At 70.9% G+C, this 22,763-nt stretch carries 21 protein-coding genes; 12 read left to right on the top strand and 9 right to left on the bottom strand.

The genetic code is table 11. The features are described 5' to 3' along the window. Positions 1-159: 159 nt before the first annotated feature. The 3 genes from ACFYZ3_RS19000 to ACFYZ3_RS18990 all read left to right on the top strand — a co-directional run bounded on the left by ACFYZ3_RS19000 (position 160) and on the right by ACFYZ3_RS18990 (position 3,734). Positions 160-1,536, top strand: a complete 1,377-nt coding sequence (locus ACFYZ3_RS19000) for a VWA domain-containing protein (RefSeq protein WP_388518825.1) — start codon at positions 160-162, stop codon at positions 1,534-1,536. A gap of 115 nt (positions 1,537-1,651) precedes the next feature. Further along, complete coding sequence (gene metG / locus ACFYZ3_RS18995; protein ID WP_388518822.1) at positions 1,652-3,268, top strand: methionine--tRNA ligase; 1,617 nt, start codon at positions 1,652-1,654, stop codon at positions 3,266-3,268. Positions 3,269-3,368: 100 nt separating this feature from the next. Further along, positions 3,369-3,734 (top strand): PH domain-containing protein, encoded by a 366-nt coding sequence (locus ACFYZ3_RS18990; protein ID WP_356862113.1) that lies wholly within the window; start codon positions 3,369-3,371, stop codon positions 3,732-3,734. 39 nt (positions 3,735-3,773) lie between these two features. On the opposite strand, the gene ACFYZ3_RS18985 is transcribed toward ACFYZ3_RS18990, so the two are convergent. Continuing rightward, complete coding sequence (locus tag ACFYZ3_RS18985; protein WP_388518819.1) at positions 3,774-4,547, bottom strand: glycosyltransferase family 2 protein; 774 nt, start codon at positions 4,545-4,547, stop codon at positions 3,774-3,776. Between the two features lie 85 nt (positions 4,548-4,632). Next, the gene (gene aspS, locus ACFYZ3_RS18980; protein ID WP_361014033.1) at positions 4,633-6,396 is read right to left on the bottom strand and encodes an aspartate--tRNA ligase; all 1,764 of its coding nucleotides are present in this window, start codon (positions 6,394-6,396) and stop codon (positions 4,633-4,635) included. 217 nt (positions 6,397-6,613) lie between these two features. Here aspS and ACFYZ3_RS18975 point away from each other — a divergent pair, with 217 nt between their 5' ends. Then, positions 6,614-8,785, top strand: a complete 2,172-nt coding sequence (locus ACFYZ3_RS18975) for a SpoIIE family protein phosphatase (RefSeq protein ID WP_388518816.1) — start codon at positions 6,614-6,616, stop codon at positions 8,783-8,785. On the opposite strand, the gene ACFYZ3_RS18970 is transcribed toward ACFYZ3_RS18975, so the two are convergent. The 3 genes from ACFYZ3_RS18970 to ACFYZ3_RS18960 form a co-directional block, all read right to left on the bottom strand. Then, the gene (locus ACFYZ3_RS18970; RefSeq protein ID WP_388518813.1) at positions 8,710-9,801 is read right to left on the bottom strand and encodes an AI-2E family transporter; all 1,092 of its coding nucleotides are present in this window, start codon (positions 9,799-9,801) and stop codon (positions 8,710-8,712) included. The genes ACFYZ3_RS18975 and ACFYZ3_RS18970 overlap by 76 nt on opposite strands. A gap of 65 nt (positions 9,802-9,866) precedes the next feature. Next, on the bottom strand, positions 9,867-10,844 hold the full coding sequence (locus ACFYZ3_RS18965; RefSeq protein ID WP_052836621.1) for a pirin family protein: 978 nt from the start codon (positions 10,842-10,844) through the stop codon (positions 9,867-9,869). 119 nt (positions 10,845-10,963) lie between these two features. Beyond that, positions 10,964-11,434, bottom strand: coding sequence for an SseB family protein (locus ACFYZ3_RS18960; RefSeq protein ID WP_159324998.1), 471 nt, complete (start codon positions 11,432-11,434; stop codon positions 10,964-10,966). Positions 11,435-11,582: 148 nt separating this feature from the next. On the opposite strand from ACFYZ3_RS18960, the gene ACFYZ3_RS18955 reads away from it, so the two are divergent. The 4 genes from ACFYZ3_RS18955 to ACFYZ3_RS18940 all read left to right on the top strand — a co-directional run bounded on the left by ACFYZ3_RS18955 (position 11,583) and on the right by ACFYZ3_RS18940 (position 15,747). Next, entirely contained in the window at positions 11,583-13,409 is a 1,827-nt protein-coding gene (locus tag ACFYZ3_RS18955) for an acyl-CoA dehydrogenase (protein WP_388518810.1), read from the top strand. A 98-nt stretch (positions 13,410-13,507) separates the two neighbouring features. Then, positions 13,508-14,806, top strand: a complete 1,299-nt coding sequence (locus ACFYZ3_RS18950; protein WP_388518807.1) for a M18 family aminopeptidase — start codon at positions 13,508-13,510, stop codon at positions 14,804-14,806. Between the two features lie 114 nt (positions 14,807-14,920). Then, positions 14,921-15,169 (top strand): DUF6458 family protein, encoded by a 249-nt coding sequence (locus ACFYZ3_RS18945; protein WP_052836626.1) that lies wholly within the window; start codon positions 14,921-14,923, stop codon positions 15,167-15,169. An 83-nt stretch (positions 15,170-15,252) separates the two neighbouring features. Further along, positions 15,253-15,747, top strand: a complete 495-nt coding sequence (locus tag ACFYZ3_RS18940; protein ID WP_388518804.1) for an LURP-one-related/scramblase family protein — start codon at positions 15,253-15,255, stop codon at positions 15,745-15,747. Between the two features lie 22 nt (positions 15,748-15,769). Here the strand turns inward: ACFYZ3_RS18940 and ACFYZ3_RS18935 are convergent, their stop codons facing one another. Together ACFYZ3_RS18935 and ACFYZ3_RS18930 are read right to left on the bottom strand one after the other, a co-directional pair. Next, on the bottom strand, positions 15,770-16,228 hold the full coding sequence (locus ACFYZ3_RS18935; RefSeq protein WP_388518801.1) for a DUF2867 domain-containing protein: 459 nt from the start codon (positions 16,226-16,228) through the stop codon (positions 15,770-15,772). A 67-nt stretch (positions 16,229-16,295) separates the two neighbouring features. Next, entirely contained in the window at positions 16,296-17,090 is a 795-nt protein-coding gene (locus tag ACFYZ3_RS18930) for a carbon-nitrogen family hydrolase (protein ID WP_388518798.1), read from the bottom strand. Positions 17,091-17,271: 181 nt separating this feature from the next. Between ACFYZ3_RS18930 and ACFYZ3_RS18925 the strand changes: the two genes are divergently transcribed. Beyond that, positions 17,272-18,096, top strand: coding sequence for a maleylpyruvate isomerase family mycothiol-dependent enzyme (locus tag ACFYZ3_RS18925; protein ID WP_388518795.1), 825 nt, complete (start codon positions 17,272-17,274; stop codon positions 18,094-18,096). Between the two features lie 98 nt (positions 18,097-18,194). On the opposite strand, the gene ACFYZ3_RS18920 is transcribed toward ACFYZ3_RS18925, so the two are convergent. Then, positions 18,195-19,505, bottom strand: a complete 1,311-nt coding sequence (locus ACFYZ3_RS18920; protein ID WP_388518792.1) for a nitrate/nitrite transporter — start codon at positions 19,503-19,505, stop codon at positions 18,195-18,197. Further along, complete coding sequence (locus ACFYZ3_RS18915; protein WP_361014003.1) at positions 19,502-20,152, bottom strand: GntR family transcriptional regulator; 651 nt, start codon at positions 20,150-20,152, stop codon at positions 19,502-19,504. The genes ACFYZ3_RS18920 and ACFYZ3_RS18915 overlap by 4 nt, the downstream gene beginning before the upstream one ends. A 220-nt stretch (positions 20,153-20,372) precedes the next feature. Between ACFYZ3_RS18915 and ACFYZ3_RS18910 the strand changes: the two genes are divergently transcribed. The 3 genes from ACFYZ3_RS18910 to ACFYZ3_RS18900 all read left to right on the top strand — a co-directional run bounded on the left by ACFYZ3_RS18910 (position 20,373) and on the right by ACFYZ3_RS18900 (position 22,762). Next, positions 20,373-21,338 carry a D-alanyl-D-alanine carboxypeptidase family protein gene (locus tag ACFYZ3_RS18910; RefSeq protein ID WP_388518788.1) on the top strand — a complete coding sequence of 322 codons (966 nt, stop codon included), beginning with the start codon at positions 20,373-20,375 and terminating at the stop codon, positions 21,336-21,338. Positions 21,339-21,428: 90 nt separating this feature from the next. Then, the gene (locus tag ACFYZ3_RS18905) at positions 21,429-21,776 is read left to right on the top strand and encodes a GntR family transcriptional regulator (RefSeq protein ID WP_003975124.1); all 348 of its coding nucleotides are present in this window, start codon (positions 21,429-21,431) and stop codon (positions 21,774-21,776) included. Continuing rightward, a complete protein-coding gene (locus tag ACFYZ3_RS18900) occupies positions 21,773-22,762 on the top strand; it encodes a DUF1648 domain-containing protein (protein ID WP_388518785.1) in 990 nt (329 codons plus the stop codon). The genes ACFYZ3_RS18905 and ACFYZ3_RS18900 overlap by 4 nt, the downstream gene beginning before the upstream one ends. Position 22,763: the final 1 nt, after the last annotated feature.

Raw genomic sequence — 22,763 nt, 5'->3', positions numbered from 1 at the left:
GGAATCCGTGGGGGAATTACGGCGACGACCGGATCCGCCCTTGACGCCTCGCCGCCCGCATGTCAGACCCTGCACAAGATCACAAGCCGGGACCGCTAACCTTACGTGTCCGTCCTGGCCAGGGATTGACGGCACCAACTCACTCGAAGGGTTGCGCACATGGGCATTCTCACTCTCCTGCGGAACGCGTTCGGCCGCTCACGCAAGGAACGGACCGCACAGGCGGAGGGTGCGACGCAGGAGACGGCACCGCCGGTCACCGCACCGGAGCCGAAGCTCCCGTCCCAGCCCACCGCACCCCCGGAGCCGGCCGAGACCACCGCGGCCGAGCCGGAGTCCTCCCAGATCCCCGAGCCCCGCTCGGAATCCACCCCCGACGAGCACGACCTCGTCAAGGCCGCCTTCACCAACATCACGGTCCCCAAACCACCCCTGCCGACCCCACCCGCCAACCCCGAGCCAGAAACGACCCCCGAGCCCAAGGCGAAGCCCGAGGCAGAGGCGAAGCCGGAGCCGGAGGCGAACCCGGAGCCCAAGGCGGAGCCCGAGCCCGAGGCGGAGCCCGAGGCAGAGGCGAAGCCTCGGCCTGAGGTCGAGCCCGAGGCGAAGCCGGAGCCGGAGCCGGAAGCCAAGCCGGAGGCGGAGGCGGAGGCGGAGGCCGAGGCGAAGCCGGAGTCGGTGCCCACCCCCGAACCCGCGGCCGCCGACGGCGAGGAAGCCCCACAGGGGCCACCCGCACCCGACAACGAAGGCAGCACGGGCGGTGCGGGTGGGAACACGGACGCCGAAGGCGAAGCCGAGGCGTCGCCCACCCCCGACCAGCCGGAGGCACCCCGTGGGAACACGGACGCCGAAGGCGAAGCCGAGGCGTCGAAACCCGCGACGCCCGCCACACGCATCCGCTCCCGCGCCCCCGGCCTCACCACCGCCTACAAGGCCGCCGCCACCGCCCTCAAGAAGCACGACCTCACCGGCACCCGCGCCAAGGTCCACCTGGTCCTCGACCGCTCCGCCTCCATGCGCCCGTACTACAAGGACGGCTCCGCCCAGGCCCTCGCCGAGCAGACCCTCGCCCTCGCCGCGCACCTCGACCCCGAGGCGACGGTCCACGTCACCTTCTTCTCCACCGAAGTGGACGGCACCGGCGACCTGACCCTCACCGACCACGAGAACAAGATCGACGAGCTGCACGCAGCGCTCGGCCGCATGGGCCGCACCAGCTACCACGCCGCCGTCGAGGCCGTCCTCGCCCACCACGAGAAGGAAGCGCCCGGCACCCCGGCCCTCGTGGTCTTCCAGACCGACGGCGCCCCCGACGCCAAGACCCCCGCCACCCAGGCCCTCACGGACGCCGCCGCGAACCACCCGAACGTCCACTTCTCCTTCGTCGCCTTCGGCGACCCGGAGAACAAGGCCTTCGACTACCTCCGCAAGCTCAAGACGGGCAACGCCTCCCACTTCCTGGCCGGCGAGACCCCGAAGGAGCTCACCGACAAGGAGCTGTACGAGGCCGTACTGGCCACCTGGCGCCCGTAGCCGGTCACGGCAGCCGCACGCACGACCCCTCGGGGGGTGGACGAAGGGGAACCCCTGCGTCCACCCCCCGAAACGCGTGTGAGTCGATCTCCGCGGGCCCAGTAGGATTTCGACCATGGCGGCCACTGGAACCGAGAAGCAGGGGGCGAAGGCGTACTACGTCTCGACCCCCATCTACTACGTCAACGACGCTCCTCACCTGGGCCACGCCTATACGACCGTCGCAGGCGACGTGCTCACCCGCTGGCACCGCCAGCGCGGCGAGAAGGTGTGGTACCTCACCGGCACGGACGAGCACGGTCAGAAGATCATGCGCACGGCCGAGGCGAACGGGGTCACCCCGCAGGCCTGGGCCGACAAGCTCGTCACGGAGGCCTGGAAGCCCCTGTGGGAGCACCTGGAGATCGCGAACGACGACTTCATCCGCACCACGCAGAAGCGGCACACCGACCGCGTCCAGGAGTTCGTGCAGGACCTGTACGACAAGGGCGAGATCTACAAGGGCGGCTACGAGGGCCCGTACTGCGTGGGCTGCGAGGAGTACAAGCTCCCCGGCGAGCTGCTCGACGGCGAGGGCGAGTACGCGGGCCAGAAGCTGTGCCCGATCCACAAGAAGCCGGTGGAGATCCTCAGCGAGGAGAACTACTTCTTCAAGCTGAGCGAGTACAGCGAGAAGCTGCTCGCCCACTACGAGGCCAACCCGGGCTTCATCCAGCCCGAGTCCGCGCGCAACGAGGTCGTGAATTTCGTCCGCCAGGGCCTCCAGGACCTCTCCATCTCCCGCTCGACCTTCGACTGGGGCGTGCCGGTCCCCTGGGACGACAAGCACGTCATCTACGTGTGGGTCGACGCCCTCCTGAACTACGCCACGGCGGTCGGGTACAACGAGAACCCGGAGAAGTTCGAGTCGACGTTCCCCGCCGACGTGCACCTGGTCGGCAAGGACATCCTCCGCTTCCACGCCATCATCTGGCCGGCGATGCTGATGGCGCAGGGCCTGCCCCTGCCCGGGAAGATCGCCGCGAACGGCTGGCTGATGGTCGGCGGCGAGAAGATGTCGAAGTCGAATCTGACCGGCATCAAGCCGCAGGACCTCACCACGCACTTCGGTGTGGACGCGTACCGCTGGTACTTCCTGCGCGCGATCGCCTTCGGCCAGGACGGCTCGTTCTCCTGGGAGGACTTCTCCGCCCGCTACACCAGCGAGCTGGCCAACGACTACGGCAACCTCGCCTCCCGCGTGGCGGCCATGGTCAACAAGTACTTCGGCGGCGAGCTGCCGGCCGCGACGGCCGACGGCGACGCGGAGCGGGCCATCCACGACGGCCTGACCAAGGCCGTGTCGGAGGCGGACCGGAAGATCGGCGAGGAGCTGGACTTCCAGGGCGGCATCCTGGCGGTCTTCGACTTCGTCAAGCAGGTCAACGGCTACATCACCGAGCAGGAGCCCTGGAAGGTCGCGAAGGACGACAGCCCGGAGGGCAAGGCCCGCCTGGCGACGATCCTCTACACGGCCGCGGAAGCACTCCGCGCCGTGGCCGTCCTGCTGAACCCGATCATGCCGGACACCTCCCAGAAGCTCTGGGACTCCCTCGGCGCCGAGCCCTCCCTCGGCGGCCTCGCGGACCAGAAGGTCCAGGACGCGGCGGACTGGGGCCGGCTGCCCGCCGGCGCGACCGTCACCAAGGGCGCGGTGCTCTTCCCGCGTCTCGAGGAGAAGCCGACCGCGTAACGCGCTCGCTACAGCAGGGGCCCGGGAGAGGCAGGAGCTTCTCCCGGGCCCTCCGCTTTGCGAAAATCGAACGAACAGCCAGCTCACGTGGGGGACATCCATGGCACTGTTCGGCAACGCGCACAGCATCGACCCGGCCCAGGCGCAGCAGGAGTACGCGCGCCTGCTCGGCCACGGCGAGCAGGTCCACGCGGCCTACCTGCTGATCCGCGACACCATCCTGTTCACCGACCGGCGGCTGATCCTGATCGACAAGCAGGGCATCACCGGCAAGAAGACCGAGTACCACTCGATCCCGTACCGCAGCATCACGCACTTCGCGGTCGAGACCGCCGGCCACTTCGACCTCGACGCCGAACTGAAGATCTGGCTCTCCGGCTCCCAGACCCCCGTCCAGAAGACCTTCACCAAGGGCGTCGACATCTACGAGGTCCAGGCGATCCTGACCCAGTTCGTGGCCCGATAGACGACGCGTGCGCCAGATGTGCCAGATGCGCGAGTTGCGCTAGATGCGCGAGTTGCGCAGCGACTGCCACACGGCGCCGGCCAGCGCCCGCGTCGCCCGCGGGACCGACAGGTGTTCGTGCTGCCGGTACAGGGCCCAGTTGTACTCCACGAGCGAGAGCTTGTTGGAGGACAGCGATCCCGCCTGATGGGCCCTGTACACCGCGAGCGGCTCGGCCAGCCCCCGGGCGTCGGCGCCGTCCCGCATGATCGACAGCCACAGGGCGTAGTCCTGGCGCTTGCGCATCTCCGGCATCAGCCTGGTGCCCAGGACGTTGCGGTCGTACATGGCGGTGAGCGCACCGATGTGGTCCTGGACCAGCATCGCGCGGTAGTCCACGTGTGCCCGCGCGCGGATCACCCGCCCGTTGGGGACCCAGTCGGTGCTCTCGCCGGCGTGGTCGGCGTCCATCTTGAAGTACGAGGTGAACGTCAGGGGCGCTTGGCCCTCCGCGGCGAAGGCGAGCTGCTTCTCGGTCTTCTGCGGCAGCCACATGTCGTCCGAGTCGAGGAAGGCGACGTAGTCCCCCCGGGCCCGCTCGATGGCGAGGTTGCGGGCCCGGCCCGCCCCGCCCCGCTCGGGCGAGGACCGAGGCAGGACGCGCTCGTCCTGGGCGGCGAACTCGCGCAGCAGGTCCATGGAGCCGTCGGAGGACTGGTCGTCGGTGACCAGCAGCTCCAGATCGCTGTGGGTCTGCGTGAGCACCGACCGGACGGCTGCGCCCAAGGTGGCCGCCGAGTTGTACACGGGCATCACGACGGACACCAGGGGCACAGCACATCTCCTTCGCGGATCAGGAACGCCGGATCAGAAACGGCAGATCAAGAACGGCAGTCGCTCGCGGGACTGCCGCCGCAGACTACTTCGGCTGCGGCTTGCGCACGGTCAGGTGCAGTTCCCTCAGCCGGGTCTCGTCCAGCTCGGTCGGGGCGCCCATCATCAGGTCCTGGGCGTTGCCGTTGAGCGGGAAGGCGATGGTCTCGCGGATGTTGGGCTCGTCGGCCAGCAGCATGACGATGCGGTCGACGCCGGGGGCGATGCCGCCGTGCGGCGGGGCGCCGAAGCGGAAGGCGCGCAGCATGCCGGCGAACTCGCGCTCGACGGTCTCGGCGTCGTAGCCCGCGATCTCGAAGGCCTTGAGCATGATCTCCGGCTCGTGGTTCCGGATGGCGCCGGAGGACAGCTCGACGCCGTTGCAGACGATGTCGTACTGCCAGGCGAGGATGTCCAGCGGGTCCTGGTTCTCCAGGGCGTCCATGCCGCCCTGCGGCATCGAGAAGGGGTTGTGGGAGAAGTCGATCTTCCCCGTCTCCTCGTCCTTCTCGTACATCGGGAAGTCGACGATCCAGCAGAAGCGGAAGACGTTCTCCTCGAAGTGGCCGGCGCGCTTGGCGGCCTCGACGCGGACCGCGCCCATGATCTTGGAGACCTCGTCGAACTCGCCCGCGCCGAAGAACACCGCGTGGCCGGCGGCCAGGGAGAGGCGCTTGGTCAGCTCCGCGACGTTCTCCTCGGTGAGGAACTTCGCGATCGGGCCGGACAGCTTGCCGTCCTCGCCGACGCGGACCCAGGCCAGGCCCTTGGCGCCCTGCGAGACGGCGTAGTCGCCGAGCTGGTCGAAGAACTTGCGGGGCTGGCCCGAGACGTCCGGGACCGGCAGCGCGCGCACGTGCTTGCCGGCGAAGGCCTTGAACTCCGAGCCCTCGAAGACGTCGGTGATGTCGACCAGCTCCAGCTGGGCGCGCAGGTCCGGCTTGTCGGAGCCGTACTTCAGCATCGCCTCGCGGAACGGGATCCGCGGGAACGGCGAGGTCACGTGGCGGCCGTTGCCGAACTCCTCGAACAGCTCGGTCATGAGCTGCTCGATCGGGCGGAAGACGTCCTCCTGCTCGACGAAGCTCATCTCGACGTCGAGCTGGTAGAACTCGCCCGGCGAGCGGTCGGCGCGGGCGTCCTCGTCGCGGAAGCAGGGCGCGATCTGGAAGTACCGGTCGAAGCCCGAGATCATCAGCAGCTGCTTGAACTGCTGCGGCGCCTGCGGGAGGGCGTAGAAGCGGCCCGCGTGCAGACGGGAGGGCACGACGAAGTCGCGGGCGCCCTCGGGGGAGGTGGCGGTGAGGATGGGCGTCGCCATCTCGTTGAAGCCGAGGGCGACCATCTTGCTGCGGATCGAGGAGATGACCGACGTGCGCAGCATGATGTTGCGGTGCATGCGCTCGCGGCGCAGGTCCAGGAAGCGGTACTCGAGCCGCCGCTCCTCGTTGACCCCGTCCTCGGTGTTGATGGTGAAGGGCAGCGGCTGGGCGGCACCGAGCAGCTCGACCTCGCCCACCTCGACCTCGACCTCGCCGGTGGGCAGGTCGGGGTTGATGTTGTCGGCGCCGCGGGAGACGACCCGGCCGTCGACACGAACGGTCGATTCCTTGGTGAGCTTGTCCAGCGCCTCGTACGCCTCGGTGCCCGGACGGGCGACGAGCTGCGTGATGCCGTAGTGATCGCGCAGATCGATGAAGAGGATGCCGCCCAGGTCGCGCCGATTGTGCAGCCAGCCACTCAGTCGGACGTCGGTGCCGACGTCAGAGGAGCGGAGCTCGCCGCAGGTGTGGGACCTGTACCGATGCATCGTCGTTCATCCAGCCTTCGCGGATCGGGGATGGTGTTTCGCGTTTCACGTGAAACAACCCCAGCGTACCGGGCAGCCACGGCTGCCTTCCTCCCGATTGACCCGCAGGCAGCCCGCCACGAGCCCGCTCCCGCCCTGCTCCGGACCCGCTCCGGACCCGCTCCGAACCCCCGGCGAGCGGTGGCAGCGTTGGACGACCTCTTCTTAAAGTGGGGCAATGCGCACTGGTGAGCCCCTGCCCGAGGTGGGGGACGTCCTTGCCGCCCTCGCGACCGGACTGTGGCACTGGGACACCGCTACGGGTGAGGTCACGGTGGACGGAGAGGCCGCCCGCCTGCTCGGCCTGCCCGCCGAACCGGCGACCCTCACCGAGGCGCAGGTACGGGCCCGGCTGCATCCGGTGGACTGGAACGAGATCACCGGTGTGGTCCAGCTCGCCGTCGCCGAGGGCACTCTCGCCGAGGTCCGGATCCGGATCATGGACGAGCGTGGCCATGTCGTCCGGGTCGTGCGCAGCCGCTCCAAGCCTTCCTTCGACTCCGAGCGCAAGGCGTACGTGCTGACCGGCACCCTCCAGGAGGTCGCCGAGCCGAGGCCGGGCACCCCCGCGGGGCGCAGCGCGGTCACCGGCGAGTGGCGGCGCTCGCGGGAGGCCTTCCTGCTGGACGCGGGCCGGGCACTGGCCGAGGCGCGGTCCACCGAGGAGGTGCTGCGGGTCGCGGCGGGGCTGTCGATGCCGGGGTTCTCCCCGGACGGGCTCGCGGTGTTCGGGGTCTCGGGGGACCGCCTCACCGTCATCGGGCACCACGGGCAGCCGGACGACGAGGCCAACCCGTTCGTGGACATGTCCCTGGAGACCGACTACCCGGCCGCCGAGGTGGTCCGCACCGGCCGCGCGGTCTACCTCTCCTCCCCGCAGCAGTACCGGTCCCGCTATCCCATGACGTGGTCGCTCGCCGAACGCTTCGGCCGACGCTCCTGGGCCTATCTGCCGCTGACCGTGGCGGGCCGCACGATGGGCGCCTGGATGGCCGCCTTCGCCTACCCGGTCGCGTTCACGCCGGACGAGCGCTCGGTGCTGACCACGGTGGCGCGGATGCTCGCCCAGGCCCTGTCCCGGGCGGGCGCCGCGGAGAACCAGCGGGAGCTGGCCGAGGGGCTGCAACGCTCGATGCTGCCCATGCTCGGCCCGGAGATCCCCGGCATGGACGTCGCCGCCCGCTACGTCCCCACCGGCGGCGGCCTCCAGGTCGGCGGCGACTGGTACGACATGATCCCGCTGCCCGGGGGCCGCTTCGCCCTGGTGATCGGCGACGTCCAGGGCCACGACGTGCGGGCGGCCGGGCTGATGGGGCAGCTGCGCATCGCCCTGCGCGCCTACGCCTCCGAGGGCCACCGCCCCGACGCGGTGCTCGCCCGCGCCTCGCACTTCTTCCACGGCCTCGCCACGGCCGAGGACGATCCCGGCGACCTGCGCTTCGCGACCTGCTACTACGCCGAGGTCGACCCCGCCACCGGCACCGTGGAGAGCGCCCGCGCGGGGCACCTGGACCCGGTGGTGCGGATGGCGGACGGGACGGCGCTGATCCTCGCCACGGCGGGCGGGCTGCCGCTGGGCATCGATCCGGACACCGACTACCCGACGACGCGGCTCGCCCTGGAACCCGGGGACACCCTGATGCTGTGCACGGACGGCCTGGTCGAGACCGGCGGCCACGATCTGCAGAGCGGCTGGCACCGCCTGCGCGTGATCCTGGAGGAGCACTCCGCCGGTCTGGAGGAGCTGGCCGACGCGCTGGTCCAGGCCGTGCACGGCCCCTCCTCGCACCACACCGTCGGCCCGCTGTCCGACCGCCGGGAGGACGACATCGCGCTGTTGCTGCTGTGCCGGCAGGGCGAGGGCTGCGGCTGCGGCGAATCCACCGCGACCCGGGCGCCGGTGCGCCGCACGATGCTGACGGTCGCCCAGGCCGAGCCCGCCCGGATCGCCGCCGCCCGGCAGCACCTGCGCGACCTGCTGCACGACTGGCCGGACGACGAGCAGCGCGACGCCGCGGTGCTCCTGCTCTCCGAGATGCTGACGAACGTCCTGGTCCACACCGACACCGACGCCCTGCTCGTCGCCGAGGTGGCGGGGGAGCCGGGCGAGCGGCGGATCCGGGTGGAGGTCACCGACAACGGCGACGACCTGCCGCACAAGCGCAGGCCGGGCGAGATGGCGTCCTCCGGACGCGGGCTGATGCTGGTCGAGCTGCTCGCGGACGCGTGGGGCGTCGCCCCGCGCGGCGAGGGCAAGAGCATCTGGTACGAGCTCTACGAGTCCGCGGCCCCGGCCGACGGTGCCGGTCCCGCGTCCGGCCCGGAGGCTCCGGAACCGGCGGCCCCGTAACGGCCCTGGAGTTCGTGCACGATCCCGAACGCCGCCGCGGTCAGCGGCACGGCGAGGAGCATCCCCAGGATGCCCGCCACCGACGCGCCCGCGGTGAGCGCCAGCAGCACGACGGCCGGGTGCATCTGGACGGTACGGCTCTGGATCATCGGCTGGAGCACGTGCCCCTCCAGCACCTGCACGGCCAGCACCACGCCGAGGGCCCACAGCGCGATGACGAACCCCCGGTCGGCGAGCGCCACCAGCACGGCGACGGCCCCGGAGATGAACGCGCCGAGATAGGGGATGTAGGCGCCGACGAAGACCAGCGCCCCGAGTCCGACCGCGCCCGGGACGCGCAGGACGAGCAGGCCGACGGTGATGCAGAGCGCGTCGATGAGGGCGATCAGGGTCGTCCCCCGCATGAAGCCCTCGACGGCCCCGAAGGCCCGCCGGGCCATGGCCTCGACCGTGTCGGCACCGCCGGGCGGGGCGAGGGCGCGCACCGTGGTGGCGGCGCGGTCGGAGTCGCGCAGGAAGAAGAAGACGAGCAGCAGGGCGAGCACGGCCATGGCCATCATCTCGCCGACGACGCTGATCCCGGTGACCACGCCGGAGGCGGCCGTACCGCCGAACTTGCCCAGCAGCTCGCGCGCGTTGGAGGCGACGTCGTCCAGCGAGGTGCCCGCCGCACCGAAGTGGGCGGCGATGCCCTTCGCCGCGTCCCGCAGCGAGGTGACGATCTGGTCGCCGGTCTCGACGAGCGCGGAGACCACGATGTAGACGGCCCCGCCGACCACGGCCAGCACGGCCGCACAGGTCAGCCCGGCGGCCAGCGACCGCTGCACATGGGCCTTCACCAGCCGCGCGTGCAGCGGCCGGAGCAGCGCGGTGCCGAGCAGCGCGAGCAGCGCCGGAGTCACCGCGGTGCGGAACTCGACGCAGAGCCGGATCGCGACGTAGACGACACCGCTGGCGAGCAGGATGACGGCGCACCAGGCGGCGAACCGGCGCACCGGACCGGGGAGCAGCTGCACGCCCCCACCCGATCACGCACCGGGCGGGCTGTCCTGCGCGGACGGCCCGCCCGGGTGACGCGCTGTCAGGCCCCCGGGCCCTCGCCCGACATGCCGTGCACCGCCGGGACGGTGCCGAGGCGGCCCTTCTGGAAGTCCTCGAAGGCCTGCATCAGCTCGTCCTTGGTGTTCATCACGAACGGGCCGTAGTGGGCCATCGGCTCCCGGATCGGCCGGCCGCCGAGCAGCACGACCTCCAGGTCCGGGGTGTGCGAGTCCTGCTTCTCGTCCGCGCGGACGGTGAGCGAGCCCCCGGCGCCGAAGACGGCGGTCTGCCCGAGGTGGACCGGACGCCGCTCGGCGCCCACGGACCCGCGTCCGGCCATGACGTAGGCGAGGCCGTTGAAGTCCTCCCGCCAGGGCAGGGTGACCTCGGCGCCCGGCGCCAGCGTCGCGTGGACCATCGTGATCGGCGTGTGCGTGATGCCGGGGCCGTCGTGCCCGTCCAGCTCACCGGCGATGACGCGCAGCAGCGCGCCGCCGTCGGGGGAGGTGAGCAGCTGGACGCTGCCGCTGCGGATGTCCTGGTAGCGCGGGGCCATCATCTTGTCCTTGGCCGGGAGGTTCACCCACAGCTGGAGCCCGTGGAAGAGACCGCCCGACATCACCAGCTGCTCCGGCGGCGCCTCGATGTGCAGCAGGCCGGAGCCCGCCGTCATCCACTGCGTGTCGCCGTTGGTGATGGTGCCGCCGCCACCGTTGGAGTCCTGGTGGTCGAAGATCCCGTCGACGATGTAGGTGACGGTCTCGAAGCCGCGGTGCGGGTGCCAGGGCGTGCCCTTGGGCTCCCCGGGCGCGTACTCCACCTCACCCATCTGGTCCATCATGATGAACGGGTCGAGATGGCGGTAGTTGATCCCGGCGAACGCCCGGCGCACCGGGAAGCCCTCGCCCTCGAAACCGCTGGGCGCGGTCGTCACGGTGAGCACGGGACGTGCGACGGCGTCGGCGGGTGCGGATACGCGGGGCAGCGTCAGCGGGTTCTCGACGGTCACGGCGGGCATGTCGACCTCCTCGGGCGGCGTGCGCCCCACTTTAGTTGAGCATTGAACTTCTTGTCACCTGGAACCACGAAAGCCCGGAGGTCATTCCCTCCGGGCTCACGAGCATCCGTTCGGCGGTGCTAGCCGTACATGCGGCGCATAGCAAAATCGACCATCTGTTCGACAGCCTTGGCGTCGAACACCATCCGGTGCTCGCCCTCCATGTCCAGGACGAAGCCGTAGCCGGTCGGCAGCAGGTCGATCACCTCCGCGCCGGTGATCACGAAGTACTTCGACTCCTTGCCCGCGTACCGGCGCAACTCCTTCAGGCCGGTGAACATCGGGATCACCGGCTGCTGGGTGTTGTGCAGCGCGAGGAAGCCGGGGTTGTCGCCGCGCGGGCAGTAGACCTTCGAGGTCGCGAAGACCTGCTGGAAGTCCTCGGCGGACATCTGGCCGGTGGTGAAGGCGCGCACCGCGTCCGCGAGCGAGGGCGGGGACGGCTCGGGGTACAGCGGCGGCTGCTGCCCGTACCCGCCGCCCATCGGCTGCTGCGGGGGCGGGGCGTACTGCTGCTGCTGTTGGCCCGCGGTCTGGTCGTAGCCGTACATGCAGCACAGAGTAACGAGTAACGAGTCACAGATGGGCGGCCCGGGGTTGCTTCTTATTACCGACGGGTAGCATCATCGTAGCTACTAGTTGGTACGTGTACGGATGCGAGGAGCGAGTGCCTCGCCGATCTCTCAAGGGAGCGTCGCCATGGGGCACTACAAGCCGAACCTCCGGGACATCGAGTTCAACCTCTTCGAGGTGCTCGGCCGTGACAAGGTCTACGGCACGGGCCCGTTCGCGGAGATGGACACCGACACCGCCAAGAGCGTGCTGGAGGAGCTGACCCGCCTCTCCGAGAACGAGCTGGCCGAGTCCTTCGCCGACGCCGACCGCAACCCGCCGGTCTTCGACCCGGAGACCAACACCGCGCCGGTCCCGGCCTCCTTCAAGAAGAGCTACCAGGCCTTCATGGACTCCGAGTACTGGCGGCTCGGCCTGCCCGAGGAGATCGGCGGCACCACCTCGCCGCGCTCCCTGATCTGGGCGTACGCGGAGCTGATCCTGGGCGCCAACCCGGCGGTGTGGATGTACTCCTCGGGCCCCGCCTTCGCGGGCATCCTCTTCGAGGAGGGCAACGAGGTCCAGAAGCACATCGCCTCGATCGCCGTCGAGAAGCAGTGGGGCTCCACCATGGTGCTCACCGAGCCGGACGCCGGTTCGGACGTCGGCGCCGGCCGCACCAAGGCCGTCGAGCAGGCCGACGGCTCCTGGCACATCGAGGGCGTCAAGCGCTTCATCACGTCCGGCGAGCACGACATGTCGGAGAACATCCTCCACTACGTCCTCGCCCGCCCCGAGGGCGCCGGACCGGGCACCAAGGGCCTGTCCCTCTTCCTCGTCCCGAAGTACGAGTTCGACTTCGAGACCGGCGAGCTGGGCGAGCGCAACGGCGTCTACGCGACCAACGTCGAGCACAAGATGGGCCTGAAGGCCTCCAACACCTGCGAGATGACCTTCGGCGACCGCCACCCCGCCAAGGGCTGGCTGATCGGCGACAAGCACGACGGCATCCGCCAGATGTTCCGCATCATCGAGTTCGCCCGCATGATGGTCGGCACGAAGGCGATCTCCACCCTCTCCACGGGCTACCTCAACGCCCTGGAGTACGCCAAGGAGCGCGTCCAGGGCCCCGACCTGGCCAACTTCATGGACAAGGCGGCCCCCAAGGTCACCATCACGCACCACCCGGACGTCCGCCGCTCCCTGATGACGCAGAAGGCGTACGCCGAGGGCATGCGCGCGCTCGTCATGTACACCGCCTCCGTCCAGGACGAGATCCAGGTCAAGGAGGCGAACGGCGAGGACGCCTCGGCCGAGCACGCCCTCAACGACCTGCTCCTGCCGATCGTCAAGGGCTACGGCTCCGAGAAGGCCTACGAGCAGCTCGCCCAGTCGCTCCAGACCTTCGGCGGCTCCGGGTTCCTCCAGGAGTACCCGATCGAGCAGTACATCCGCGACGCCAAGATCGACACCCTGTACGAGGGCACCACGGCGATCCAGGGCCAGGACTTCTTCTTCCGGAAGATCGTCCGCAACCAGGGCGCCGCGCTGAACTCGCTCGCCGAGGACATCAAGAAGTTCCTGGCGCTCGCCACCGGCGGCGAGGAGCTGTCCGGCGCCCGCGAGCACCTGGCCAAGGCCGCCGTCGAGCTGGAGGCCATCGTCGGCCTGATGCTCACCGACCTCGCGGCCACCGAGCAGGACGTCAAGAACATCTACAAGGTGGGCCTCAACACCACCCGCCTGCTCCAGGCCTCCGGCGACGTGATCGTCGGCTACCTGCTCCTCAAGGGCGCGGCGATCGCCACCGAGAAGCTGCCGACCGCCTCCGCCAAGGACAAGGCCTTCTACACCGGCAAGATCGCCGCCGCGAAGTTCTTCGCCGCGAACGTCCTGCCCGGCCTCACGCTGGCCCGCAAGGTCGCCCAGGGCGTCGAGCTGGACCTGATGGAGCTGGACGAGGCCGCCTTCTAGGACGGGCCCCACACTAAAAGCCCGTTCCGCACACCCCCACGAGGGCCCGCTCCCGCCAGACGGGAAGCGGGCCCTCGCACGTCGTTAAGGTGAACCCCATGAGCGCACCCTCCCGCTTCGACCGCGGCCACACCGACGACCTGATGACCTTCCTGTCGGCGAGCCCGACCCCGTACCACGCCGTGGCGAGCGCCGCCGCGCGGCTGGAGAAGGCCGGTTTCCGCCAGGTCGCGGAGACCGACGCCTGGGAGGGCACAAGCGGCGGCAAGTACGTGCTGCGCGGCGGTGCGATCGTCGCCTGGTACGTCCCGGAGGGCGCCGCGGCGCACACCCCCTTCCGCATCGTCGGCGCCCACACCGACTCCCCCAACCTGCGCGTCAAGCCCCGCCCGGACACCGGGGCGCACGGCTGGCGCCAGGTCGCCGTGGAGATCTACGGCGGCCCGCTGATGAACTCCTGGCTGGACCGGGACCTGGGCCTGGCCGGCCGCCTCTCGCTGCGCGACGGCTCGACGCGCCTGGTGAACGTGGACCGCCCGCTGCTGCGCGTCCCGCAGCTCGCCATCCACATGGACCGCAACGTCTCCACCGAGGGCCTCAAGCTCGACAAACAGCGCCACCTCCAGCCCGTCTGGGGCCTGGGCGACCCCGTGCGCGACGGCGACCTGATCGCCTTCCTGGAGGACGAGGCGGGCCTCGCCCGCGGCGAGGTCACCGGCTGGGACCTGATGACGCACTCCGTGGAGCCCCCGGCGTACCTGGGCCGCGACCGGGAGCTGCTGGCGGGCCCGCGGATGGACAACCTGCTGTCCGTGCACGCCGGGACGGCCGCCCTGGCCGCGGTCGCGGCCTCCGGCGCCGACCTCCCCTGCATCCCCGTGCTGGCCGCCTTCGACCACGAGGAGACCGGCTCCCAGTCGGACACGGGCGCCGACGGACCGCTGCTCGGCAGCGTGCTGGAGCGCTCGGTCTTCGCCCGCGGCGGCACCTACGAGGACCGCGCGCGTGCCTTCGCCGGCACGGTCTGCCTGTCCTCCGACACGGGCCACGCCGTCCACCCCAACTACGCGGAACGGCACGACCCGACGCACCACCCGCGGATCAACGGCGGCCCCATCCTCAAGGTCAACGTCAACAACCGCTACGCCACCGACGGTTCGGGCCGCGCCGTGTTCGCCGCCGCCTGCGAGAAGGCGGACATCCCCTTCCAGACCTTCGTCTCCAACAACTCCATGCCGTGCGGCACCACCATCGGACCCATCACCGCGGCCCGGCACGGCATCAGCACCGTCGACATCGGCGTGGCCATCCTGTCGATGCACAGCGCCCGGGAGTTGTGCGGCGCCGACGACCCGCACCTGCTGGCCAACGCGCTGGTGGCCTTCCTCCAGCCGTAGCCGGGAGGGCACAACCCCGCCCCACGGCATGAGGGTTGAAGCCGGGGGTACCCGCACGGAACCGGATCGGCCGGAAACCCGGAACCGACCGGATCTGACAGGGAGGCAACACTCATGGGCCTCGGCGGGTGCATCATCCTCATCGCCGTGGGAGCCATCCTCACGTTCGCGACCGACTGGGACATGCAGGGCGTCAACCTCGACCTGGTCGGTGTGATCTTCATGGTCGTCGGCCTGATCGGCGTCGCGACGTTCAGCAGCATCGCCCGGCGCCGCCGCGTCGTGATGCCGCCGTCGACCCCGGTCGTCGAGGACCGGCCCCACCACACGCAGGACGGCTACCACAACGGCTACGGCGCCTGAGCCGGCCGCGCGCACCACTCCGCACTCAGCCTGTCGGCCTACCGTCCGGGTTCCGCGGCGGCCGGCGGGGAAGCGGTCAGAGCATGAGATTCCTCGTGTACGACCGGCTCCTCGGTATCGGTGACGACTACTGGATCGAGGACGACCACGGCAACAAGGTCTTCCTCGTCGACGGCAAGGCGATGCGGCTGCGGGACACCTGGGAGCTGAAGGACGCCCAGGGGCACGTGCTCATCGACATCCACCAGAAGATGTTCGCCCTGCGCGACACGATGGTGATCGAACGGGCCGGCGAGCCCCTGGCCCGCATCAAGCGCAAACGTCTCTCCCTGCTGCGCAACCACTACCGGGTCGTCCTGGCCGACGGCACCGAACTGGACGTCAGCGGCAAGATCCTCGACCGGGAGTTCGCCATCGAGTACGACGGCGAACTGCTGGCCGTCGCCTCCCGGCGCTGGCTGACCCTCCGGGACACCTACGGCGTGGACGTCGTACGGGACGACGCGGACCCGGCGCTGCTGATCGCCCTGACGGTGTGCGTGATCCACCTGGCGGAGAAGGAGCGGGAGGACGACTGAGGACCGGCGGACCGGCGGCTCCTCACGCCGTGCGGCGGACGGCGCGGCCGAGGAGCAGCGGCACGACCAGGTGGTGCACCGGCGCGGCCAGCGACCAGCGCACCCGGCCGGTCCGGCGCTCGAAGTTCACGTACGTCGCCCAGACCAGCCGCGCGTCGTCGACGGTCACGACGTTGCGGGCGGTCAGCGAGGGGGCGTGGGCCTCCACGGCGATCCGGTCCGGCCCGGACTCGACCGTGCGCCAGCCGATCACGTGCCGCGCCGAGACCCTCGGTCCCAGGCGCAGCCCCAGCACGCCCGACCAGCCCGCCCGGAGCAGGGCTCGCAGCAGCACGGGAGTGTCCTCGAAGGTGCCCCGGGCCCACTCCTCGGCCGTCCGGCGGGGCAGCCCGGCGAGCGGGAGCGCGAACGCCGACGCGAAGTGGGCGCCGGCGGGTTCCACCCTGACGCGGCGGATGGCGGAGGTAGTGGTGCATGCCATACCCGGAAGTCTGGGCGGCGCGACGGGGCGCCAAACACGGTGTGCGACGCCCCCTCACCCAACGTGCTCAGCCGCGCGGCGGCTCCAGACCCAGCACCCGGTCCTTCAGGGCCGGGAACTGCTCCCGGGTCCGCGCCACCCGCTCCGGGTCGAACTCCACCGTGAGGACCTCCTCGTCCGCACCGGCCTCCGCGAGCACCTCGCCCCAGGGATCCACCACGATCGAGTGACCGGCCTGCGGAACCCCGGCGTGCGTCCCGGCCGTTCCGCAGGCGAGCACGAAGGCCTGGTTCTCCACCGCCCGCGCCTGGGCCAGGAGCGTCCAGTGGGCCCGACGGCGTTCGGGCCAGCCCGCCGGGACGACGAGGATCTCGGCACCTGCGTCGACGAGGGAGCGGAAGAGCTCCGGGAAGCGCAGGTCGTAGCAGGTCGCCACGCCGAGGGTGGTGTCCGGCAGCCGGACCGTCACCGGCTCGCGCCCCGCGCCCATCAGCACGGCCTCGCCCTTGTCGAAGCCGAAGCGGTGGATCTTGCGGTAGGAGGCGGTGAGATCACCGGCGGGGGAGAAGACGAGCGAGGTGTTGTAGAGCCGTCCGTCCGGGCCGCGCTCGGGGACCGACCCGGCGTGCAGCCACACGCCCGTGTCGCTCGCCGCCTTGGCCATCGCCTCGTACGTCGGCCCGCGCAGCGGCTCGGCCGCCGCGTCGAACTCCTCGAAGGCGAACGCGCCCGTGGTCCACAGCTCCGGCAGCACGACGAGGTCGGCGCCCGCCTGCTCCCTTACCAGAGCCGCCGCCCGCACGCGACGCGCTTCGACCGTTTCGTCCTCGTTCACGGCGATTTGAATCAAAGAGGCGCGCACACTACCACCGTCCTGGCATTCGAGCCGTCCACACGGGCCTACGATCGTCACACGAAAGCACTGCCGGGGTGCCGCACAGCAGCGTAACTTAGCGTTCCAAGACACCCGCCGACTGCCGCCACCGCCACTGGCACCGCCGCCACCAACCGCCCGTGTACCGACCGCCGAGGGGTCCCGTTCCGTGAGTCTGCATCCCGCCCTCCAGCCCTACGCCGACGCCTGGACTCACTCCATCGAGGCGATATCCGAGCTGGTCCAGCCGCTTGTGGAAGCAGAGTGGAACCGCCGCACGCCCTGCCCCGGCTGGTCGGTGCGCGACATCGTCTCGCACGTCCTCGGCCTGGACTCCGAGATGCTCGGCGACCCCCGCCCGATCCACACCCTCCCGCGCGACCTGTACCACGTCACCAACGACCACCAGCGCTACATGGAGATGCAGGTCGACGTCCGCCGCCACCACACGGCGCCGGAGATGACCTCCGAGCTGGAATACATGGTCATCCGGCGCAACCGCCAGCTGCGGAACGAGTCGCGGGACCCCGGCACGAAGGTGCGCGGCCCGCTCGGCACCGAGCTGACCCTTGAGGAGGCGATGCGCCGGCACGCCTTCGACGTGTGGGCGCACGAACAGGACCTGCGCACGGCCCTCGGCCGCCCCGGCAACCTCGACTCCCCCGGCGCGCACGTCGCCCGTGACGTGCTGCTCGGCGAGCTGCCCGCCGTCGTCGCCGAGCGGGCGGACGCGCCGCGCAGCTCGGCCGTCGTCTTCGACGTGCACGGCCCGGTCGAGTTCCTGCGCACCATCCGCGTCGACATCCAGGGCCGCGGCACCCTCGAATCGTCCCCGGCCCTCGGCCCCGCCGCCACCCTCACCCTCGACTGGGAGACGTACTTCCGCCTGGCCTGCGGCCGGGTGACCCCGGAGGCGGCGGCGGACCGCATCAAGACCGAGGGCGACCCGGACCTGACGGCGGCGATCCTGCGCAACTTCACGGTGACGCAGTGAGCTTCTAGCCTGTCCGGCGCTTGAGGACGAGGCCGTTCAGGCCGAAGCGGGGCTCTGGGGGCGGCAGCCCCCAGCCCGGCCCGCACCCACGCCGGTGCCTACACAGGCACGTGCACCGTCTCCACCCGGCTCGCGACCAACCGCTCCCGCTCCCGCAGCGCGGCCCGCTTGCGCAACCGCAGAATCTGCGTGACACCGAGCGCCTGCAACACGAACACCGACGAGAACGCCACCCCGTAGTCGTCCCCCGTCGCGTCCAGCAACACCCCCACCGCGAACAACGTGGTCATCGACGCCACGAAGCCCCCCATGTTGGTGATCCCGGACGCCGTCCCCTGCCGCTCCGCCGGATTCGCCGGCCGCGCGAAGTCGAAGCCGATCATCGACGCCGGCCCGCACGCCCCCAGCACCGTGCACAGCACCACCAGCAGCCACATCGGCGCGTGCTCGGCCGGGTAGGCCAGCGTCGCCGCCCAGAGCAGCGCCGTCGCCGCCACCGTGCCGAGGGCCAGGGGCAGCCGCGCCGCGTGGTGCCGGGCGATGACCTGGCCGTAGACCAGACCGACCGTCATGTTGGACAGCACGACGAGGGTGAGCAGCGTGCCGGCCGTGGCGCGGGACAGCCCCTGCGCCTCGACCAGGAACGGCATCCCCCACAGCAGCAGGAACACCATCGCCGGGAACTGGGTGGTGAAGTGCACCCACAGCCCGAGCCGCGTCCCCGGCTCCCGCCAGGACAGCGCGATCTGCCGCCGTACGTACGCGGCCCCCTGGTGCGGCAGCGGCTCCGGCTCGTGGCCCTCGGGGTGGTCCTTGAGGAAGAGCAGCAGCAGGACGAAGACGACGGCACCCGCCAGCGCGCTGCCCGCGAACGCCGCGGTCCAGCCGATGCCGTGCAGCAGCCGGGCGAGGACGAGCGTGGAGACCAGGTTGCCCGCCATGCCGACGAGACCGGCGAGCTGCGCCACCATCGGCCCGCGCCGGGCGGGGAACCAGCGGGTGCCCAGCCGCAGCACGCTGATGAACGTCATCGCGTCCCCGCAGCCCAGCAGCGCCCGCGAGGCCAGCGCCATGCCGTACGAAGAGGAGAAGGCGAAGCCCAGCTGCCCCGCCGTGAAGAGCACGACGCCGAGGCCCAGCACCTTCTTCGTGCCGAGCCGGTCGACCAGCAGGCCGACGGGTATCTGCATGCCGGCGTAGACCAGCAGCTGGAGGATGGAGAAGGTGGACAGCGCGGACGCGTTGACGTGGAAGCGGTCGGCGGCGTCGAGTCCCGCGACCCCCAGGGACGTACGGAAGATGACGGCGACGAAGTAGACGGAGACGCCGATGCCCCACACGGCGATCGCGCGCCGGCCTCCCGGCGGGTCACCGGGCAGGGCGCGGCCGGCCGAGGTGGCCGTACTCATCGGACCTCCCCCCGCGCCAGGTTCGAGAACCAGCCCACGTGCCGGCCCACCACGGCGACGGCCGCCTCGGCGTCCCCGGCGCGCAGCGCGTCGAGGATCTCCTCGTGCTCGGCGAGGGTGTGGGCGACCCGGTCGGGGTGGGACTGCATCACGGCGACGCCCATGCGCAACTGGCGGTCGCGGAGCTGGTCGTAGAGGCGGGAGAGGATCTCGTTGCCGCCGCTGCGGACGATCTCGGCGTGGAAGCAGCGGTCGGTGACGGAGGCGGCGGCGAAGTCACCGGCGGCGGCCTCCTCCTTCTGCCGGGCGAGCAGCTCCTCCAGCCGTTCCACGAGCCCCGGCGGGGCGGGTACGGCCTTCCTGGCCGCGTGCTCCTCGACCAGCAGCCGGGTCTCCACCACGTCGGCGATCTCCTGCGCGGAGACGGGCAGGACCAGGGCGCCCTTCTTGGGGTAGAGCCGGATCAGCCCCTCGACCTCCAGCCGCAGCAGCGCCTCGCGCACCGGGGTGCGGGAGACGCCCACGGCCTCGGCCAGCTCGCCCTCGGTGAGCAGCGTCCCGCCCTCGTAACGGCGCTCCAGGACGCCCTGCTTGACGTGGGTGTAGACGCGGTCCGCCGCGGGGGGTTGCTTCACTGCCGTGGTCATGCCGACAGGATAGATACAACAGGGACACAAGAGGGATCCGGTCCAGCATCCGGACGCCGACTCGCCCCGCTCACCCCTCGGAGGGAACCGGAGGTCTCCCCCGGCCCCGCCGCGCAACCATTCGCCTCCCTCGGGTGTCGGACTGTCGCGGCCACCGCTCCGTCGACCACAACTCGGCCGCACTCCAGGGGAATTCACCATAATCGGGGTAATCAACTCAATGAATGCCATTCCGGGCGCCACCGCATCCGTCCGTCCGCGCAGGGCCCTCGCCGCCGCCCTGACCGGCGCCGCCGTCCTCGCCACCGGCGTCCTCGCCGCCGCCCCCGCGCAGGCCGCCGCACCCGAGCGCGCCGTCGCCGCACCCGAGCGCACCCTCGCTGCACCCGTGCGGGCCGCCGCCGTGCCTTCGATCGCCGCCAAGGGCGGCTTCGTGATGAACAACGCGACCGGCAAGTCGCTCTACACCAAGGCCGCCGACACCAAGCGGTCCACCGGCTCCACAACCAAGATCATGACCGCCAAGGTCGTCCTGTCCCAGCCGAAGCTGAACCTGGACGCCAAGGTCACGATCCAGATGGCGTACAGCGACTACATCGTGTCGAAGAACGCCTCGTCCGCCCGCCTGATCGTCGGCGACAAGGTGACGGTCCGCCAGCTGCTGTACGGGCTGATGCTGCCCTCCGGCTGCGACGCCGCGTACGCGCTGGCCGACAAGTTCGGCTCGGGCAAGACGCGGGCGGCGCGGGTGAAGTCGTTCATCGGCAAGATGAACGCGACCGCCAAGAGCCTCGGCCTGAAGAACACCCACTTCGACTCGTTCGACGGCATCGGCAACGGCAAGAACTACTCCACCCCGCGCGACCTCACGAAAATCGCGAGCAGCGCGATGAAGAACTCCACCTTCCGCACCATCGTCAAGACCAAGAAGTACACGGCGAAGACGAAGACCAAGAAGGGCGGCACCCGCACAATGGCGCCCTGGACCAACACCAACACACTGCTGGGCAGTTACAGCGGAGCGATCGGCGTGAAGACCGGGTCGGGACCGGAGGCCAAGTACTGCCTGGTCTTCGCCGCGACCCGGAAGGGGAAGACGGTGATCGGCACGGTGCTGGCGTCCTCGTCTTCGGCGCAGCGCGCCAAGGACGCCACAAAGCTCATGAACTACGCCTTCGCGAAGTAACCCCGACACCCCGCCGAAGGGCCCGCCGCCGACGCGACGGGCCCTTCTCGCTGTACGGATGAAATGCATGGTGATAGTTTCATTAGCACCATGCTGCTGAGTCTGGACAAGACCGACACCCGCCCCCTGCACGAACAGGTGGCCGGCGCCCTCCGGCGCGCCATCGCCGAAGGGGAGTGCGCCCCCGGGGACCGCCTGCCCTCGGCCCGCGACCTCTCCGAGGCCCTGGACGTCAACGTCAACACCGTGCTGCGCGCCCTGCGCGGCCTGCGGGACGAGGGCCTGCTGGAGTTCCGCCGGGGCCGGGGGGTGACGGTGGCCGAGGGCGCCCGGCCCCACTCCGAACTGCAGATCCGGGTACGGGAACTGCTCGCCGAGGCGGCTCGGCTGGGCTACAGCAGGACCGATCTCATCGACATGATCAGGGGGATGCCATGAGGGACACGACAGCGGCACGGCGTGCGACGGCGGCGGTCTGGACAGCCGGGGTCACAGCGGTGCTCGCCGCGATGCCGCTGCTGGCGTGGAACCGGCTGCCGGACCGGCTGGCGACCCACTGGGGCCTGAACGGCGAAGCGCCCAACGGCTCGATGCCCCTGTGGGCGGCGTCCCTCGTCCCCGCGCTGATCTGGCTGGTGACGGCGGCCGCGGTCACCGTCCCCCTGATGCGGGCGGGCCCGCCGGCCCGTCCCTGGACCACCCTGACCCTGCTCCCCATGGGCATCGTCCTCACCGGCGCGCAGGCCGCGGTCATCCGGGCCAATCTGGACCGCGCGGACTGGCACGAGGCCCGTCAGCCCACCTGGTGGGTCGTCGCGATCCTCGTCGCGGCCGTGGTCGCGGCAGTGGCCGCCTGGCTGCTCGTCTCCCGGCGGCGCGGCGCCTCCGACGACACCACGACGCCCGACGAGGGCACCCCCGCGCTGGACATCCCCGAGGGCCGGCGCATGGTCTGGTTCTCCCGCACCGCCAACCCCTGGCTCCAGCTGCTGGCGGCCGCGATCGGCCTGGTGGCCGTGGGCGCGCTCGTCGCCCTGATCGGCGGCCTGGCCGCGCCGGGCGCCCTGTGGGCGCTGTTCGCCGGCTGCGCCGCCGGTTCCCTCGCCTGCGCCGTGTTCTCCTCCGTCCAGGCCCGCGTCTCGGAGCGGGGCCTGGAGGTCTCCTTCGGCCCGCTCGGCTGGCCCGGACGCCGCTGGACACCCGGCGACATCGACACGGCCCGGATGGAGGTCCGCCGCCCCGCCGAGGTCGGCGGCTGGGGCTACCGCCTCAGCGGCCTCGGCACCACGGTGATGCTGCGCGCCGGCGAGTGCCTGGTCATACGCCCCCGCGGCCGCCGAACCGACTTCGCCCTCAGCATCGACGACGCCGAACGCGGCGCGGCCCTCCTCAACACGCTGCGCACGAAGCGGACCCGGGGCTGAG

This window comes from Streptomyces sp. NPDC001599, from assembly GCF_042893535.1.
Taxonomy (GTDB): Bacteria; Actinomycetota; Actinomycetes; order Streptomycetales; family Streptomycetaceae; genus Streptomyces.
This window is presented reverse-complemented; position numbering and strand designations above follow the sequence as displayed.

Coding starts and splice junctions, on each gene's coding strand:
- ACFYZ3_RS19000 (WP_388518825.1), top strand. CDS start 160: ATGGGCATTCTCACTCTCCTGCGGAACGCGTTCGGCCGCTCACGCAAG.
- metG (WP_388518822.1), top strand. CDS start 1,652: ATGGCGGCCACTGGAACCGAGAAGCAGGGGGCGAAGGCGTACTACGTC.
- ACFYZ3_RS18990 (WP_356862113.1), top strand. CDS start 3,369: ATGGCACTGTTCGGCAACGCGCACAGCATCGACCCGGCCCAGGCGCAG.
- aspS (WP_361014033.1), bottom strand. CDS start 6,396: ATGCATCGGTACAGGTCCCACACCTGCGGCGAGCTCCGCTCCTCTGAC.
- ACFYZ3_RS18975 (WP_388518816.1), top strand. CDS start 6,614: ATGCGCACTGGTGAGCCCCTGCCCGAGGTGGGGGACGTCCTTGCCGCC.
- ACFYZ3_RS18965 (WP_052836621.1), bottom strand. CDS start 10,844: ATGCCCGCCGTGACCGTCGAGAACCCGCTGACGCTGCCCCGCGTATCC.
- ACFYZ3_RS18960 (WP_159324998.1), bottom strand. CDS start 11,434: ATGTACGGCTACGACCAGACCGCGGGCCAACAGCAGCAGCAGTACGCC.
- ACFYZ3_RS18955 (WP_388518810.1), top strand. CDS start 11,583: ATGGGGCACTACAAGCCGAACCTCCGGGACATCGAGTTCAACCTCTTC.
- ACFYZ3_RS18950 (WP_388518807.1), top strand. CDS start 13,508: ATGAGCGCACCCTCCCGCTTCGACCGCGGCCACACCGACGACCTGATG.
- ACFYZ3_RS18945 (WP_052836626.1), top strand. CDS start 14,921: ATGGGCCTCGGCGGGTGCATCATCCTCATCGCCGTGGGAGCCATCCTC.
- ACFYZ3_RS18940 (WP_388518804.1), top strand. CDS start 15,253: ATGAGATTCCTCGTGTACGACCGGCTCCTCGGTATCGGTGACGACTAC.
- ACFYZ3_RS18935 (WP_388518801.1), bottom strand. CDS start 16,228: ATGGCATGCACCACTACCTCCGCCATCCGCCGCGTCAGGGTGGAACCC.
- ACFYZ3_RS18920 (WP_388518792.1), bottom strand. CDS start 19,505: ATGAGTACGGCCACCTCGGCCGGCCGCGCCCTGCCCGGTGACCCGCCG.
- ACFYZ3_RS18915 (WP_361014003.1), bottom strand. CDS start 20,152: ATGACCACGGCAGTGAAGCAACCCCCCGCGGCGGACCGCGTCTACACC.
- ACFYZ3_RS18910 (WP_388518788.1), top strand. CDS start 20,373: ATGAATGCCATTCCGGGCGCCACCGCATCCGTCCGTCCGCGCAGGGCC.
- ACFYZ3_RS18905 (WP_003975124.1), top strand. CDS start 21,429: ATGCTGCTGAGTCTGGACAAGACCGACACCCGCCCCCTGCACGAACAG.
- ACFYZ3_RS18900 (WP_388518785.1), top strand. CDS start 21,773: ATGAGGGACACGACAGCGGCACGGCGTGCGACGGCGGCGGTCTGGACA.